The organism is Actinopolymorpha pittospori, assembly GCF_014873875.1.
GTDB lineage: Bacteria > Actinomycetota > Actinomycetes > Propionibacteriales > Actinopolymorphaceae > Actinopolymorpha > Actinopolymorpha pittospori.
This window is the reverse complement of record NZ_JADBEM010000001.1, coordinates 2798320-2814557: the sequence shown is the minus strand read 5'-3', so window position 1 is coordinate 2814557 and position 16238 is coordinate 2798320. Positions and strand designations below refer to the sequence as shown.

18 protein-coding genes are annotated in these 16238 nt (G+C 69.1%); 11 read left to right on the top strand and 7 right to left on the bottom strand.

From position 1 onward, the window contains the following. Positions 1-7 precede the first annotated feature (7 nt). Positions 8-925: a haloalkane dehalogenase gene (locus tag HEB94_RS13345; protein ID WP_192750179.1), complete on the top strand. Its 918-nt coding sequence runs from the start codon at positions 8-10 to the stop codon at positions 923-925. Here HEB94_RS13345 and HEB94_RS13340 read toward each other — a convergent pair. After that, positions 853-1719 carry a sensor histidine kinase gene (locus HEB94_RS13340; RefSeq protein WP_192750178.1) on the bottom strand — a complete coding sequence of 289 codons (867 nt, stop codon included), beginning with the start codon at positions 1717-1719 and terminating at the stop codon, positions 853-855. The genes HEB94_RS13345 and HEB94_RS13340 overlap by 73 nt on opposite strands. Positions 1720-2079: 360 nt before the next feature. Here HEB94_RS13340 and HEB94_RS13335 point away from each other — a divergent pair, with 360 nt between their 5' ends. Genes HEB94_RS13335 through HEB94_RS13325 form a run of 3 tightly spaced genes read left to right on the top strand, consistent with a single transcriptional unit; the run spans position 2080 to position 4887 of the window. Continuing rightward, positions 2080-3369: a glucarate dehydratase family protein gene (locus HEB94_RS13335; RefSeq protein WP_337917653.1), complete on the top strand. Its 1290-nt coding sequence runs from the start codon at positions 2080-2082 to the stop codon at positions 3367-3369. A gap of 54 nt (positions 3370-3423) precedes the next feature. Beyond that, on the top strand, positions 3424-4356 hold the full coding sequence (gene kdgD / locus HEB94_RS13330; RefSeq protein WP_192750176.1) for a 5-dehydro-4-deoxyglucarate dehydratase: 933 nt from the start codon (positions 3424-3426) through the stop codon (positions 4354-4356). Positions 4357-4398: 42 nt separating this feature from the next. Continuing rightward, positions 4399-4887, top strand: coding sequence for an HIT domain-containing protein (locus tag HEB94_RS13325; protein ID WP_192750175.1), 489 nt, complete (start codon positions 4399-4401; stop codon positions 4885-4887). Here the strand turns inward: HEB94_RS13325 and HEB94_RS13320 are convergent. Further along, entirely contained in the window at positions 4845-5846 is a 1002-nt protein-coding gene (locus HEB94_RS13320) for an ArsR/SmtB family transcription factor (RefSeq protein WP_192750174.1), read from the bottom strand. The genes HEB94_RS13325 and HEB94_RS13320 overlap by 43 nt on opposite strands. A 114-nt stretch (positions 5847-5960) precedes the next feature. Between HEB94_RS13320 and HEB94_RS13315 the strand changes: the two genes are divergently transcribed. The 4 genes from HEB94_RS13315 (at position 5961) to HEB94_RS13300 (ending at position 9332) form a co-directional block, all read left to right on the top strand. Beyond that, positions 5961-6458 carry a GNAT family N-acetyltransferase gene (locus HEB94_RS13315; RefSeq protein ID WP_337917652.1) on the top strand — a complete coding sequence of 166 codons (498 nt, stop codon included), beginning with the start codon at positions 5961-5963 and terminating at the stop codon, positions 6456-6458. 139 nt (positions 6459-6597) lie between these two features. After that, positions 6598-7740 (top strand): hypothetical protein, encoded by a 1143-nt coding sequence (locus HEB94_RS13310; protein ID WP_192750172.1) that lies wholly within the window; start codon positions 6598-6600, stop codon positions 7738-7740. A 182-nt stretch (positions 7741-7922) separates the two neighbouring features. Then, positions 7923-8807, top strand: a complete 885-nt coding sequence (gene sigJ, locus HEB94_RS13305) for an RNA polymerase sigma factor SigJ (RefSeq protein WP_192750171.1) — start codon at positions 7923-7925, stop codon at positions 8805-8807. A gap of 315 nt (positions 8808-9122) precedes the next feature. Continuing rightward, a complete protein-coding gene (locus HEB94_RS13300; protein WP_192750170.1) occupies positions 9123-9332 on the top strand; it encodes a hypothetical protein in 210 nt (69 codons plus the stop codon). Positions 9333-9435: 103 nt separating this feature from the next. On the opposite strand, the gene HEB94_RS50540 is transcribed toward HEB94_RS13300, so the two are convergent. From HEB94_RS50540 to HEB94_RS13285, 3 genes are read right to left on the bottom strand one after another with little or no spacing between them, the layout of a single operon-like run. Next, entirely contained in the window at positions 9436-9645 is a 210-nt protein-coding gene (locus tag HEB94_RS50540; protein WP_192750169.1) for an HVA1 family protein, read from the bottom strand. Between the two features lie 12 nt (positions 9646-9657). Beyond that, positions 9658-10029, bottom strand: a complete 372-nt coding sequence (locus HEB94_RS13290; protein WP_337917650.1) for a DUF3140 domain-containing protein — start codon at positions 10027-10029, stop codon at positions 9658-9660. 48 nt (positions 10030-10077) lie between these two features. Next, the gene (locus HEB94_RS13285) at positions 10078-10662 is read right to left on the bottom strand and encodes a MarR family winged helix-turn-helix transcriptional regulator (protein WP_192750168.1); all 585 of its coding nucleotides are present in this window, start codon (positions 10660-10662) and stop codon (positions 10078-10080) included. Positions 10663-10853: 191 nt separating this feature from the next. Between HEB94_RS13285 and asnB the strand changes: the two genes are divergently transcribed. After that, positions 10854-12710, top strand: a complete 1857-nt coding sequence (gene asnB, locus HEB94_RS13280) for an asparagine synthase (glutamine-hydrolyzing) (RefSeq protein WP_192750167.1) — start codon at positions 10854-10856, stop codon at positions 12708-12710. A 371-nt stretch (positions 12711-13081) separates the two neighbouring features. Here asnB and HEB94_RS13275 read toward each other — a convergent pair whose 3' ends face one another. Further along, entirely contained in the window at positions 13082-14263 is a 1182-nt protein-coding gene (locus HEB94_RS13275; RefSeq protein WP_192750166.1) for a cytochrome P450, read from the bottom strand. A 100-nt stretch (positions 14264-14363) separates the two neighbouring features. Between HEB94_RS13275 and HEB94_RS13270 the strand changes: the two genes are divergently transcribed. After that, positions 14364-14975: a TetR/AcrR family transcriptional regulator gene (locus tag HEB94_RS13270; RefSeq protein WP_192750165.1), complete on the top strand. Its 612-nt coding sequence runs from the start codon at positions 14364-14366 to the stop codon at positions 14973-14975. Here HEB94_RS13270 and HEB94_RS13265 read toward each other — a convergent pair. After that, positions 14900-15571 carry a DUF402 domain-containing protein gene (locus HEB94_RS13265; protein ID WP_202896321.1) on the bottom strand — a complete coding sequence of 224 codons (672 nt, stop codon included), beginning with the start codon at positions 15569-15571 and terminating at the stop codon, positions 14900-14902. The two genes, HEB94_RS13270 and HEB94_RS13265, sit on opposite strands and share 76 nt — an antisense overlap. A gap of 250 nt (positions 15572-15821) precedes the next feature. Between HEB94_RS13265 and HEB94_RS13260 the strand changes: the two genes are divergently transcribed. Beyond that, entirely contained in the window at positions 15822-16214 is a 393-nt protein-coding gene (locus HEB94_RS13260; RefSeq protein WP_192750163.1) for a VOC family protein, read from the top strand. Positions 16215-16238 lie beyond the last annotated feature (24 nt).

The window sequence follows — 16238 nt, the reverse complement described above, 5'->3', positions numbered from 1 at the left end:
TTTCGCCATGCCCACAGTCGATGTGCTCGACTCCACGATGTACTACGAGGAGACCGGAAGCGGTACGCCGCTGGTCTTCCTGCACGGCAACCCGACCTCGTCCCACCTGTGGCGGCACGTACTCCCGAGGATCGGCGCGCCCGGCCGCTGCCTCGCCCCCGACCTGATCGGGATGGGGCGGTCCGGCAAGCCGGCCATTCCGTACCGCTTCGCCGACCACGCACGCTTCCTCGACGCGTGGTTCGACCGGCTCGGGTTGGACGACGTCGTGCTCGTCGGCCAGGACTGGGGCGGAGCGCTCGCCTTCGACTGGGCGACTCGCCACCCGGACCGGATCCGCGGCCTGACGTTCATGGAGACCATCGTCCGGCCGATGAGTTGGGCAGAGTTCCCCGCCGCGGCGCGTGGCCGCTTCGAGGCCTTCCGGACGCCCGACGTCGGTGAGCGGCTCGTCCTGGAAGAGAACGTCTTCGCCGAGGCGTTCCGGCAGACCGTGCTGACCCCGCTGTCCGAGGAGGACCTGCGGGCCTACCGCGAGCCCTACCCGACGTACGACAGCCGACGTCCGCTGCTGCAGTGGGCCCGTTCGATGCCCCTCGACGGGGAACCGGCCGACGTGGTCGACCGCATCACGGCGTACGACCGGTGGCTCGCGGGCAGTGCGGACGTTCCGAAGCTGCTCCTGACCTTCGATTCCTCACCGACCCTGATGATCGGTCCCGAGCTCACCGCGTGGTGTGCCGAGAACATCGCCAACCTGGAGATCCGCGGTTGCGGGCCGGCCGCGCATCTCGCCCCCGAGGACCAGCCGGAGGCGATCGCGGCCGCGATCGTCGAGTGGGCCGACCGGCATCAACTGCGGTCGGCGACCTCCCCGCTGGCTGGTGAGTCGATGGCAGGCGAGTCCGCGGCGCGCTCCGCCTGACATCCCGCGGCGGCCAGAACGATGCGGAAGGTCGCCCCCTGCCCCGGGGCGGTCCGGAGTTCGATCCGTCCGCTGTGCGCTGCCACCAGGGACTGCGCGATGGCGAGCCCGAGACCGGATCCCGTTCGCCCGTCCGTGCGGCTGCGGGACCTGTCGGCCCGGTAGAAGCGGTCGAAGATGCGAGCGGCCTGGTCGGGGGCGAGCCCCGGCCCGTTGTCGGCGATTTCGAGCACCGCCCGCGTTCCGACCGTCCCGACGCCGATCCGCACGCTGGTGCCGGCCTTCGTGTGGGCGATCACGTTCCCGACCAGGTTCGCCACGACCTGCCGGAGCCGCGCCTCGTCACCGATGACCGGGGCTGGAGCGGCCGACCCGATGGCATCCGGACCGGTGCCCGGCCTGGCAGCAGGTCCGGTGCCTGGTCCGGTGAGCTCGACGGTGCGGGTCGGGTCGAGGGCACGCAGGTCGTGGAGCGCGTCCGCCGCGAGGGTCCGTAGGTCCATCGGTGCGAGCTGCAGCCGCAGGGCGCCCGGGCCGGCGCCCTCGTCGAGCCGGGCGAGCAGCAACAGGTCCTCGGTGAGGCTCGCGAGACGACTCGACTCACTCTCGATCCGGCGCATGGTTTGGTCGACGTCCGCCTGTTTGGACAGCGCACCCATCCGGTACAGCTCGGTGGAACCCCTGATGCCGAACAGCGGCGTGCGCAGCTCGTGACTCACGTCGGTGACGAAACGGCGCATCCGCGCCTCGGAGGTCGCCCGGGCGGCGAAGGCCCGCTCCACTTGGGCGAGCATGCCGTTCAGGGCTGCGGCGAGCCGAGTGTCTGTCTGCGGAAACTCACAGGACTCCGCGAGCTCGAGATCCCCGAGTCGATGAGCGGAACGAACGCGTCGTAGCCCTCGTTCTCGTCCCTTCCCTGCCCGCCGCGTGCGAAGACCGTCGCGTCGCAGTAGGTCCGCAGGTCGAGGGAGGAGGGAAGCTTCTGCAGGAAGTCGCGGATCGCGGACGATCACCGACACTGTCCTACCGCGGCCGTACCGTCTCGGATGCCGCCGCCGCGCTGTCTCCACCACCGCACGCCCACTAGATTCGCTCGTAGGCGTCCGAGATGTCCGGCAGCGGACGCCGCCGTCGCATCGAGCGGAGGACTCCTGGTGGCCGAGCTTGTGTCGAGTGAGACCGACCGCATCCGCGAGGTACGCGTGACCCCGGTCGCGTTCCGGGATCCACCGCTGCTCAACTCCTCCGGCGTCCACGAGCCCTTCGCACTCCGGACGATCATCGAGATCGTCACCGAGGGCGGCGTGACCGGCCTGGGCGAGACCTACGGCGACGACGGCCACCTGGCCGACGTCCGCGCCGCCGCGACGCGGCTCACCGGCGTCGACGTGTGGGACACCCACGAGGTCGCCCGACGGATCCGCGAGGTCGTGGACGGCGACACGTCCCGTGGCCGGGCCGCCAGCAGCGGTGTCATGACCGGAAGTCGCGCGGCCGAGCGGGTCCTGTCGGCGTACGAGGTGGCCTGCCTCGACGCGCAGGGTCACGCGATCGGCCGGCCGGTCAGCGACCTGCTCGGCGGCGCCGTTCGGGACCGGGTCGACTACAGCGCCTACCTCTTCTACAAGTGGGCGGGTCATCCGGGCGAGGAGCCCGACTCCTGGGGCGCCGCGCTCGCCCCTGACGGGCTCGTCGCCCAGGCCCGCCGAATGGTCGACGACTACGGCTTCACCGCGCTCAAGCTCAAGGGTGGCGTCCTCCCGCCCGAGGAGGAGATCGCGACGATCCACGCGCTCCGCCGGGCCTTCCCCGAGCACCCGCTGCGCATCGACCCCAACGCCGCCTGGAGTGTGGAGACCTCCATCCGGGTCGGCCAGGAACTCGAGGGGGTGCTCGAGTACCTCGAGGACCCGACCGCCGGCATCGGCGGGATGGCGAAGGTCGCGCGAGAGGTGTCGATGCCGCTCGCCACGAACATGTGCGTCGTCGCGTTCGACCATCTGGGGCCGGCCGTCGCGGAGGACGCCGTCCAGGTCATCCTGTCCGACCACCACTTCTGGGGCGGCCTGGTCCGGTCCCACCTGCTCGCCGGCATCTGCGAGACCTTCGGGATGGGGTTGTCGATGCACTCCAACTCCCACCTCGGTATCAGCCTGGCCGCGATGACCCACCTCGCCGCCGCGACGCCGAACCTGACGTATGCGTGCGACACCCACTGGCCGTGGAAGCTGGAGAGCGAAGAGGTGATCGCGCCGGGGCTGTTCCACTTCGAGAACGGCTCCGTCGCGGTGCCGACCGGCCCCGGGCTCGGCGTGGAACTCGACCGGGACGCGCTCGCCCGCCTGCACGAGCAGTACGTCTCGTGCGGGATCCGCCGCCGCGACGACACCGGCTACATGCGAAGGTTCCAGCCGGACTACGACCCCACGAAGCCGCGTTGGTGAGACATCAGCACGGGTACCCACTCCGACCGGACGCCCACTGACTGGAGGCTCACCATGGCGACGTTCACCCCACCGGAGCTCAGGTCCGCGCTGGGCACGGGACTGCTGTCCTTCCCCGTCACCCACGCCACTCCCGACCTCGCCTTCGACGAGGCGGCCTACCGCGAGCACGTCGCCTGGCAGGGATCGTTTCGCGCGTCCGGGCTGTTCGCGGCGGGCGGCACCGGCGAGTTCTTCGCCCTCACGCCCACGGAGGTGAGCCAGGTCGTGCGCGCCGCGGTCGCCTCGGTGCCGGACGGCACACCTGTGATCGCCCCGGCGGGCTACGGCACCGCGCAGGCGGTCGCCATGGCGCGGGACGCCGAGGCCGCCGGAGCGCACGGAGTCTTCCTGCTGCCGCCGTACCTCACCGAGATGTCCCAGGCGGGCCTCGTCGCGCACGTACGCGCGGTGTGCGCGGCGACCTCGCTCGGGGTGATCGTCTACCACCGGGCCAACGCCGCCTTCGGATTCGACACCGTACGCACCCTGGCCGACACCTGCCCCAACCTGATCGGCTTCAAGGACGGGATCGGCTCGGTCGACCTGTTGACCAGGATCCACGCCCAGCTTGGCGATCGGCTGTTGTCGATCGGCGGGTTGCCCACCGCCGAGACCTACGCGCTGCCGTACCTCGAGATGGGTGTCACGACCTACTCCTCGGCGATCTTCAACTTCATGCCGGAGTGGGCGATGGACTTCTACGACGCGGTGCGGGCCCGCGACCGGGAGAAGGCCTACCGCAAGCTGGACGAGTTCGTCCTTCCCTACCTCGACATCCGCAACCGTGGAGCCGGGTACGCCGTGGCCATCGTCAAGGCGGGCCTGACAGCGGTCGGCCGGACGGCCGGACCGGTACGTCCACCCCTGACCGATCTCACCGAAGGCGAGCTCGATGACCTCCGCGCCCTGGTGGAGAAGGTCAATCCTGGCTTGACAGCGCCGTGAGGATGCCGGATCGAGCCGCTCGACGAGCGCACCGGAGGACGCGTGTTCAACCATGAGCCCACGGGCTACTCGTGTCCGTTCTGCCTGCTCCTCGCCGGCCGGGAGACACCGCTGAGCGATCCCGACGACATCGTACGGCGGAGCGAGCGGGCCGCCGCGTTCGTCTCGGCACGGTGGTGGCCGAACAACCACGGCCACGTCCTCGTCGTCCCCACCGCACACCACGAGAACCTGTACGACCTGCCGAACGCCGACGGGCACGCGGTCCACGACCTGGTGCGCGAGGTCGCGGTCGCCATCCGGCACACCTACGACTGCGACGGCGTCTCGACCAGGCAGCACAACGAGCCGGCGGGCTACCAGGACGCGTGGCACTACCACGTGCACGTGTTTCCTCGGTACGCAGGCGACGACCTCTACGCCAGCCGCCACCGTCCCGAGCCCGCGACCGCCGCGGAGCGCCGGGTGTACGCCGTCCGGCTGCGCGACTACTTCGAGTCCCAGGCGTCTACGGCGCTGCCCACCCACTGAGCCTCCACCAACGCGTCACCGGGCGCGAGGCGGGAGTAGAGCACCGTCCGGCCGGCTCGCCGACGCAGGACCAGACCGGCGTCCAGCAGGACCTTGAGATGACGACCCACCGAGCCGAGCCCCTGGCCGGTCAGCGCCACCAGTTGCGTCGTGCTCTTGGGCGTGTCGAGGAGGACTAGGACCTGCGCCCGCGCCGGGCCGAGCAGCCTGCCCAGCGCCTGCGGTAGGGGCGCGCGGCCCTGGTCGGCGAGCACGCCCGAGCACGAATAGACGACGGCGTACCGGCTCGGCTCCTCCCAGGACACCCAGCCCTGCCGTGGCGTGACGGGTACGAACAGCAGGTCCACCCCGGACAACTCCCGCGGCGGGTAGTCGTGCCCGTTGATCTGCAGCCGGCCCTGACCGAGCCAGCGGGTCTTCGGCTGCATGCCGTCCAGCGCGGCCGCCCAGCCGCCAAGGCTCAGTTGACGGGCCCGCGCCAGGACGTCGGCCTCGATGATCCGCCGGCGCTGGTTCCAGTACGGCAGGACGGCCTGCGTCCACACCCAGCCCAGCAGGTCGGCGGTGCGGTGGCCGAGCCCTGACGACACCCGAAGCTGGTCCGGAACCGGGCCGCCCGAAGCCACCGCCAGATCGGCCCGCGCGGTCTCGTCCGGCGTCGCCCGGACCCTCGCCACCTCCTCCTCGAACGTCACACCCTCCGCGCCGGAAGGCGTCGGCGCCAGGAAGTCGGCGATCCAGTTCCTGCCCAGCGCGGATCGCACGAGGGCCTCGCCGATCGGGTCACCTGCGAGGTACTCCTGGTAGCCGGGCCGGTGCAGGTCGACCCAGCGCCGCTCCCCCGGGTAGGCCGCCGCACCCGAGCGCAGCGCCATCATGGCCGCGACCGTCTCCGCGAGCGGGGAGACGACGAAGCGGCTCTGCGCCAGAGTGTCCGCGCTGATCTGCCACCAGCCCATGTTTCGCCTCCACGCGAAAGATTAAGGGCTTCCCACTATCGCTCACGACACTCGACCATGCGACCCGACCAGAAGGGTCAGCCCGGCAAGAGGGAGTTGACAGTGGGATCCACGGTGAGGATTCAGCGGGTCGGCGAGGAGCACCGGCTGGTGGTCGAACGGCTGGCACAGCTGGAACGCCATGACCTGTCGGAGTTTCGCGGCTACACGCCGAGCCCCGACGGACTGTACGCGTTCGAGCGGCTGCCGCTGTTCTTCAGCGAGCCGGACCGCCGGGTCTACCTGATCCACCAGGACTCGACGCTCGCCGGCTTCACGATGACCCGGCGACTTGCCGACGGCGCGACGTCCATCGGCGGCTTCTTCGTCGTCCGCGCCCTTCGCCGCAACGGCGTCGGACAACGGGCCGCACTGGAACTGTTGCGCTCCCAACCAGGCCGCTGGGCGATCGCCTTCCAGGAGGAGAACGCCGGCGCCGCGCGGTTCTGGCGTGGGTTCGCCACGGCCGCCGTGGGGTCGGCGTGGACGGAGGAACGCCGGCCGGTGCCCGGGAAGCCGGAGATCCCGCCGGACACCTGGCTGCTGCTGGACACGAGGGACCTGCTGGGGTGAGGCCCGGAGGGGTGAGGCCGGAGCGGTGAGGCCGGGAGCGGCTCCCTTCATCTGGTGTTCGGCGAGGGGACCTTGTCGGGTCGGTTCGGGCGAAGATGATCACACGTTGAAGATCATGACTTCCAGGGGAGGACCTTCGATGCCCACACCACTGACCCGACGAACCCTGCTTGCCGGCGTGCCCGCCGTTGGCCTCGCGATAGCGCTTCCCGGCGTCGCGCAGGCCGCCGACGTGACCTATGGACTCTTCCGCGTCGTTCGCCGACTTGCCGGCGAGCCCAGCCGGCCCGAGATCACGCTGCCGGAGGGCTACGACATCGTCCCGGGCGCGACCTACTCGGTCGCCAGCCGAGCGGAGTTCTACACGGTCGTACGCGGGCCGAAGAACACCGACGGCATCGAGGTCCAGGTCGGCTGGCCGAACACCTATGTCGAGGCGGTCATCCACCAGGAGCTGCGTCCGGAGATCCGGCGTGACCGGCTCGACCGGTACGCGTTCACGTTCACCCTGCCGATGACGCAACCGTCGGTTGACGCCAACCAGCCGACGCTGCAGGTGTGGAGCTTCCCCGACGACTCTCCCGGCATGAACTTCCGGATCGAGCACAACGACCCCGACCGTGTCGCCGGTCCGTTCACCAGTGTCGCGTGGCCGACCGGAGAGGTCCGCTCCGTCGTTCACCAACTCATCGCCTCCCACGCGATCCTGATGGACTCCGGCATGGTGGAGGTCGCGGCCGCCAAGGGGCACCGCTTCGTGCTGATGGGATTCGAGACCAACAACACGCTGCACAACGACAACCCGCCGCACTGGCACATCTCCTACAACTCCGGGCCCGACTTCAACGCCAAGACGCACAATCCGCACCTGTGGCTCGACACTGACGGGCGGACGTTCTACAACGGCATGGACGTCACCGGCATGGGTCGGTTGAAGTACTACGTCGGCGACCCGGCCCCGATCTACGACTTCATCGGCACCGCGAACGGCGGGCGCGGCAACCTCGTCATCACCATGACCCTTCGCGAGGACGGCGGTATCGACTTCCTCTCGCCGCAGGGTCGCAGCTACGCCATCGCCGCCGGGCGGGACGGCACACTGCTCAAGGAGGTCACGGCACTGCGCGCCGGCGAGCCGTGGCTGCGTATCGCCACCCACGACGACGTGCGGCTCGGCAGGCTCGACGTCAGCATCGAGGGCCTGCAGGACACGGCCGACACCCGCTCGTTCACCTTCGAGTACGACCGGCTGACCGGTGTACTGAAGACCAACCCGCTCTGAGCGGTCCGGGCGCTCCGCCGCGCTGAGCCGGGCTCCGCGACACATCCGGGCGTGCGGGCGTCGTGCCGCGACCATGACCGCACGCCCGGTGCGCACCGTCCGGTGGGTGGGCGGCCCTGTCACATTCGCCGCGTTCCATCCGTCAGGCTGACGACGGGAAGCCGAACGAGGAAGCGTGGCAGATGGACAATCAGGACTGGCTGGCGGAGCAATTCGATACGAACCGGACTCACCTGCGGGCGGTCGCCTACCGCATGCTCGGCTCGCTGAGCGAGGCCGACGACGCCGTACAGGAGTCCTGGCTGCGGGTCAGCCGTGCCGACACGAGTGCCGTCGCGAACCTCGGTGGTTGGCTCACGACGATTGTCGGGCGGGTGTGCCTGGACATGCTGCGTTCGCGCAGGTCGCGGCGCGAGGAGTCCCTGGAGACGTACGTACCCGACCCGATCCTGAGCCGCGAGGACGCGATCGATCCCGAGCAGGAGGCACTTCTCGCCGACTCGATCGGCCTGGGACTCCTCGTCGTCCTGGACACCCTGGCCCCGACGGAACGACTGGTGTTCGTCCTGCACGACGTGTTCGCCGTGTCCTTCGAGGAGATCGCCCCGATCGTGGGACGCTCGCCGGCCGCGACCCGACAGCTCGCCAGCCGGGCGCGGCGCCGGGTGCGCGGGGAGGCCGCCGTTCCCGACGCCGACGTCGTACGCCAACGCGAGGTTGTCCAAGCCTTCCTCGCCGCCGCCCGGGAGGGGAACTTCGATCGGCTGGTCGAGGTCCTCGACCCGGACGTCGTCCTCCGAGGCGACGGTGGTGACCAGCGGCCGGACCTGACGAGGGTGATCCGCGGGGCCGCGAACGTCGCGCGACAGGCGCTGACGTTCTCCCAACCCGCGGCGGTCACGTACCCGGCGCTCGTCAACGGCGCGGCCGGGCTCCTCGTCGCACCGGGCGGCGAACCCCTGTCGGTGCTGGCCTTCACCGTGACGCAGGGCCGGATCGTCCAGATCGACGTCCTCGCCGATCCCGAGCGGCTGCGTCAACTGGACCTGACGATCCTGGACCAGTGACGGGAGCACGGCACGACCGCCGTACGACCTGACGCTCGGGCGGCTGACCACGGCGTCGTGGCAGGTCGAGCACGGCATCCGTGAGATCGGCCATGGCGTCGGACTCGACGTGGGCGGGCTCGGTTACCAGGACGCGATCGACGCCCTGGACCGCTACCTCGCTCCGATGACGCCGGCGCCCTGGTGGGGACCGGCGGTGTCCATCGACACCCTTCGATCCTGGCTCGAGGCCGCAGGTCACTGCCTCGCCGACAGGACGCGGCCGTCGCGGCGCTTGCTGCTCGTTGGCCGCCGAAAGTACTCGACAGGGACGCCATGGAACTGAAGGAGGTACCGCTCGCGCACTACGAGCAGTTGGCTGACCGGTGTCGACGCGTCCTGGCCGACTCCCGCCGACTCAGCGACGACCTCGGCCTGCGCAGGGTGAACGGGGCGATGTACGGCTACCACGCCATCGCGCGCAACCTCTATGACGTGCTGACCGATCCCTCCCTGCCGCGCGAGCTCCGTCCGAGGGACACCTGACCGTCGGACGCACCAGCTAGCCGCTCCCGACGGGAAGCGGGCCTGGTCGAGCCAGGCCCAAAACCATCGCCATCCCTCAGTCGACGCGACCCCGACGACGCGGTCAGTCGAGGCGGTGGAGAGCGGACGGCCTGTGCACCGCGGTACGACCGGTCTTCTCGCTGCGAACGAGGTACTGCGGCTCCTCCTCGCTGGCCCGTACCTGCCGTCCGCCGGCTTCGGTGTCCTCGGTCAGCTTGCGCTCGATCGTCCCGACCGAACTCTGGTTCCCGGCGTCCCAGCGAACCCGGTCACCTTCGCGGAACTCGTGCACGATCGCCCCCTCTCAACCCCTTCGATCCTTGAGTGGATCGTGTCCCCAGTTCATCAACGAATGACGCCAGGTGCTGTCGCGGACGTCCCCCGAGGGACGCTGCGCGAGATGCCGATGCACGTATCCGACGACTTTGCGCATGTGTGCGTAATCGTCGACACTGAGATCGCCTCTGGTACTCCGACGGATCTCGACGATACGGCGCCCGGACTCGTGTCCGACCGACTCACCACCGTCTCGATGCTGTCCGGCCCGGCGCGACTGGTCGGTGGCGAGCCAGCGCTCGAGTTCGGCGGGCGCCATGTTGACCACGTCGTCGAAGTCGGCCCGAATCCTGTCCCGGTCTCCGGTCATGATCGCTACCTCGACACTCTCGAACGCCACGGCAGGCGCACCTGGACCACGGTGCCGCGCGGGGGTTCGTGTTTCACCCTAGCGACGGCGAGCCGGAACAGCCTCCCGCGACGCGTCCGACTTCCCCTCGATGGGGCCCTCGCCACGGCCACCCCGCCGCTTCTCCCGTACGGCCCGCAGGTCCTCGTTGAGCCTGGACATCAGGTCGGCCAGGACTGCCATGTCGTCCGGGGACCAACCCTCGACCGCCTCACCCATCCACTCCTGCCGCGCCCGACTGATCTCGGCCATCCGGGCCCTGCCCGCGGCGGAGACGCGCAGCGGTGAGCGCACACCGGCCCGATCGTCTACCGGCTCGATGAGTTCCGCGGTCGCCAGCCGTGCGAGGTGTCTGCTCACGGTCGATTTGTCCAGCCGGAACCATCGGGCGACCTCGCCGACGCGCATCGGGCCCTCTTCGGCGAGCAGGACCAGCATGGGATAGCTGTGTCGGTCGACGCCGGGAGCCGGCCCGAACCCTTCGTCCCACAGACCGCGGAGCGCGCTGCGTACGAGCAGGGTGACCTCGCGTTCGAGGATCTCCAGCGTGGGCTTCTCCCCCGTGGACGAATCTCCCGTGGGCGAAGGCGTGCCCCTGCCACGACGTACGTTCACTTTGCTCATGAGTGCCCCACCATTGACCGGAATGTTGCGCGACGCAACGTTGCTCAGAGCAACTACCGCCACTACGTTGGACGAGTGGCGCGTCGAACGATACGTGCCGAACGGACCGTCGGGCAGTCCTCCCGCGACCGACTTCCTCCCGGCAGGTCCCGCGTTCCGCGGAGTGGCGTCGGAAGGAGATGAACAGCTGAATGTGCGGCATCACCGGCTGGGTGGACTTCGAGGCTGATCTGAGTGGCCAGCGCACGGTCACACAGGCGATGACGGACACCATGGCGTGCCGTGGCCCGGATGCCGAGGGGATGTGGCTGGACCGGCATGTGGCGCTGGGCCACCGCAGGCTCTCGATCATCGACCTCGAGGGCGGCCGCCAGCCGATGTCGGTGGAGGACGGCGGCCACGCGGCCGCGGTCATGACCTACAGCGGCGAGGTCTACAACTTCCACGAACTGCGTACGGAGTTGGCGGGGCGTGGCCACCGCTTCCAGACCAGCAGCGACACCGAGGTGGTGTTGCATGCGTACCTGGAGTGGGGCGACTCCTTCGTCGACCACCTCAACGGCATGTACGCGTTCGCGATCTGGGACACCCGCAAGCAGGAGTTGCTGCTGGTGCGGGACCGGATGGGCATCAAGCCGCTGTACTACCACGCGCTGCCGCACGGAGTGCTGTTCGGTTCGGAGCCGAAGGCGATCCTGGCCAATCCGCAGGTCGAGCCAGTCCTGAACCTGGACGGGCTGCGGGAGATGTTGTCGTTCGTCAAGACACCCGAACGGTCGGTGTTCGCCGACATCCACGAGGTGCGACCGGGGTCCGTGGTGCGCGTCCATCGAGGTGGCATCGACAAGCGCCGGTACTGGCAGCTCGAGGCACACGAGCACACCGACGACCTGGACACCACCATCGGCACGGTGCGCGACCTGCTCGAGGACATCGTTCAGCGCCAACTCATCTCCGACGTTCCGCTGTGCACGCTGCTGTCGGGAGGGCTGGACTCCTCCGCGATCACCGCGATCGCCGCGAAGGCTCTGACGGCGCAGGGGTCAGGGCCGGTCCGGTCCTTCGCCGTGGACTTCGTGGGCTATGCCGAGAACTTCAAGCCGGACCCGATCCGCGACACGCCTGACACGCCGTACGTCCACGAGCTTGCCGAACACGTCCGGGCCGCCCACAGCGACATCGTGTTGTCCACCTCCGACCTGATGGACCCCGGCAACCGTGCGACGGTGATCAGGGCCAACGAGTCGCCGGCCACCTGGGGCGACGCCTACATCTCGCTCTACCTGCTGTTCCGCGCCATCCGCGAGCACTCGACCGTCGCGCTGTCCGGCGAGTCGGCCGACGAGGTGTTCGGCGGCTACCGCTGGTTCCACGAACCCCGCGCCGTCAACGCCGACACCTTCCCCTGGCTGGCGATGTTCGCCGCGCAGGGCCGGCGAGGTTCTGCCCTGTTCGATCCGGTGCTCACCAAGAAGCTGGACCTTCGCGCCTACCGGGAGGACTCCTACCGGCAGGCCATCGCCGAGGTTCCCCGCCTGGACGGCGAAACCGGGCACGAGCGTCGGATGCGCGAGATCAGCTACCTCCACCTCACCCGGTTCGTTCAACTGCTGCTCGACCGCAAGGACCGAATGAGCATGGCCAGCGGCCTCGAGGTGCGGGTGCCGTTCTGCGACCACCGCCTCGTCCAGTACGTCTTCAACGCGCCGTGGGCGATGAAGACCTTCGACGGGCACGAGAAGAGCCTGCTGCGCGCCGCGACCAGACACCTGCTGCCCACCTCGATCGCCGAACGCCGCAAGTCCCCCTACCCCACCACCCAGGACCCCAGCTACGAACAGGCACTCCGCGAACAGTTCACCCGCGTCGTCGGACGAGGCGACGCGCCGATCATGGCTCTGCTCGGCAAGGCGGAGTCGCGGGGCCTCCTGGACGAGTCGCCCGGCGATGGGAACTCCGGTGGCCTCGCTCGACCCGTCATGGAGTTCGCCCTCAGCCTGAACACCTGGCTCCAGGAACTCAACGTCCGCCTCGACCTCCCGGTCTAGTGCGTCGGCATCCCGGTGCCGTCAACGAAATGACGCTCGTCCGCCAGTGATCTGACATCGCCGGCTGCCAAGGTCGTCCTCGACAACGAGATCGTGCGGCCGGGGCATCCGTCGATGAGACGCAGCCGGTCGCCGTGGTCACGATCGGGGGGATCGCATGAGACCACGTAAACGACGCCGTGTCGCCAACGACCAGATCAGTTCGCACCGCTGGGTGAACGGCTGTTAGGACGTGAGTTCGAGCAGCACGATCGGGGTGTCAGGCTCGTGTTGACACTCCTGACGTAGCGCTCCCCCTCGTCAGGGAGGACCACGACGGTCCTCCCTGACGGCGTCTCAGGCGGCGACCTCAGGCGTAGGAGTGAAAGTCATCACGACGCAGCGCCCCAGGCCACCGGGAGTTGGTCGACGCCGTGGAAGATGTCGTCCCGAACCCGTACGTCGTCTGCCGGCACGGCCAGACGCAGGTCGGGGAATCGCCGGAACAGTTCGGCGAACCCCACCCGCATCTCCACCCGGGCGAGTTGCTGTCCGAGGCACTGGTGGATGCCGTGTCCGAACGACAGGTGCCCGGCCGCCGACCTGCTCACGTCGAGCGTGTCGGGGTCCGCGTACCTCGCCGCGTCACGGTTGCCGACGGCCAGCGACACGAGGACGGATTCACCGGCCCGGATCTGGGCGCCGTCGACTTCGACGTCCTCCAAGGCCGTACGGATCGTGCCCCGCACCGTCGTGAGGTAGCGCAGGAGTTCCTCGACCGCATGGTCGACGGTCTCCGGATCCGTGAGCCTCGGAATCTGTTCCGGATGACGCAGCAGGGCGAAGGTGCCGAGCCCGAGCATGTCCACCGTCGTGCCGAGTCCGCCGCCGAGCACGAGGAAGGCCATGTTGGCGAGTTCCTCCTCGGTCAGGTCGTTGCCCTCACTCGCGAGTCCCCCGAGCAGGTCGTCGGTCGGCTCGGACCTCTTCTGGCGCACCAGGTCGGCGAGGTGGCTGATGATCCCCGACACCGCCTGTCGTTTCTCCTCCATCGTGGTGTCCGCCCGCGCCATCGTGGTGGCCTGACGGGCGAACTCGTCGCGGAAGTCGTATGGCACGCCCAGCAGTTCGCAGATCGTCATCGCGGGAATCGGTGCGGCGTAGGCCGGTATCAGGTCGGCCGGAGATCCGGTCGCCTCCATCCGATCCAGATGCTCGTGGGCGATCTCCTCGATGCGAGAGGTGAGCAGCTTCATCCGGCGTACGGTGAACTGCCCGATCAGCAGGTGCCGGTAGCGGGTGTGGTCTGGCGGGTCCATCCCGATGAACACCCCGGGCGGGGCCGGCGGCAACGTCTCGCCGGCGTCGCGCCGCAACTCCTGCCGGGCGCTGAAGCGTGGGTCGGTGAGCACGTGCCGGATGGTCTCGTGCCTGGCGATCACCCAGCCGAGGTCGCCGTTCTCGAACCGCACTCTCGCGATCGGCTGCCCGGCCCGCATCGCCATGATCTGGTCCGGCGGGTCGAACGGGCCGGTCGCGGTCATCGGAAGACTCAGGGGCTCCTGGACTGTCATGCGCTCTCCTCGGTCGAGACCGTTCGGCCACTTCCATGGAAACACCATTGAGTGTAACGATGCAACGAGTGTAACCGTCTTCTCCATGTAAAGTTTGCGTATGGACGAGACGCGGCGCGAGCGCAAGAAGCGCCAGACGAAGGAGTTGCTCGCGGAGACCGCGATCCGGCTGTTCGGGGAGCAGGGGTACGAGCAGACGACGGTCGCGCAGATCGCGTCCGCGGCCGACGTGGCCACGAAGACGTTCTTCAACCACTTCCCCAGCAAGGAAGACGTCCTGTTCGCGGACACGCTGCGGCGCGGCAGGGTTCCGCTCGACGTGATCGCCGACCGGCAGCCCGGCGAAACTGTCGCCGACCTGCTCATCCGGGCCTACGAGGCAATGTTGGCCGACTTCAGAGTCCAGGGCGTGGGGCGCGACGATCCCGCACTCGTGGAGACCTACACGCATCTCCTCATGACCGTCCCGGCACTCCAGGCGAAGGCGCTGCACCTGATGTTCGACGTGCAGCGGGAGGTGGCCACGGCCCTGGCGAACGCCTGTCCCGACGAACTCGACCCGATCAGCGCGGCGGCCGCTGTCGGTGCCCTCATGGGGGCGACACAGGGGGTCGGGCTCGCGAGCCTCGAACTCGGTCAGTCCGAGGAGGAGTTCTGGGTGTCCATGCGACGCGGGATCGACGTCGCCGTCCAGGGGCTGCGCTCGCTCTGACCCGCCGCCACGGCCGCGGTCAGGGCGTCCGCAGGAAGGACGGGAAGGGGCCAGCCGGGATCGCGTCGCCAGGTACGCCACCGGTCCTCGAACGGGCCGGTTCGCCGCCGCAGAAGGTCGATGACCTGCTCACGCGCCTCCTGCACGTGACGGTGCTCCACGTCGGAGACGACGCCCAGCCGGCGACCCTGGTCGTACTCGTCCTCGTCCTTCCAGCGGTAGGTGAGGTCGGACTCGATCACGAGGTCGAGCATGAGGTCCAAGGTGTCGAGGCCGATCGACGTCTGTGTGAAGGGGCGGCGGAAGTCGACGTACCAACCGTTGGACTTCTCCTCCGCATCGAAGTAGACGGACACGCTGAAGTAGGCGTCGGGGACCATCAGGTCGAGCTTCGTCGTGTCCCGCCACGTCCAACTGGCGAGCTCCCACGTCCCTGCCGCGAGGTCGTCGATCCCTTGGGCGCGCCGCGCCTCATCGCCGGTGAGCAGGTAGTCGATCCACGTCCTCTCCCACCAGCCGACGACACCAGGCCAGCGGACGAGGGCGAGCAGATCCTCGGCACCCTCGGTGCCGTCGGCGCTCTCGGGAGGCGCCACCACCCTGCACGGCACAGCCGAGGCCACCCTGCCTCGCTGCACGTCACGTCGTACGACGGTGCTCCCTGGCTGGAAAAGACCCGGCGGTGTCGTCACGGCCGACAACCTAACAGAGCAAGGCGATTCGGCCCGCTCCAGAGCCCCACACCTCCTGCCCGTCGGATCGCCTCGGCGTGCACCCGCGCGCGGGGCCGGGTCATGTCCGTGCGGAGGACTAGATTGCGCTCCACGGCACGAGGAGGTGACCCCGATGGTTCGTGGACGCTCGAATGGTCATTACTGGGGCGTGGTGCTCGATGCGCCGGACGTACGCGCGCTGGGGAGGTTCTACGCCGAACTGCTCGACTGGGAGGTCTACCGGGACGAGCCGAACGAGGTGACCTTGGCGGCGCCTGAGGGCAACGCCTACCTGGCGGTTCAGCCTCAGCACTCGGCGGAGTACGCGCGACCGGTCTGGCCCGCGGTCGATGGTCGGCAGCAGATGATGATCCATCTGGACGTTGAGGTCGGCGACCTCGATGCGGCCGTGGCTCATGCGGTCGAGATGGGGGCGACTCTCCCCGACCACCAACCGCAGGACGACGTGCGAGTGCTCCTCGATCCGGCCGGGCATCCCTTCTGTCTCTACGTCGACTCCTCCTGAGCGCCGGGCCGGCGACGCACGGAG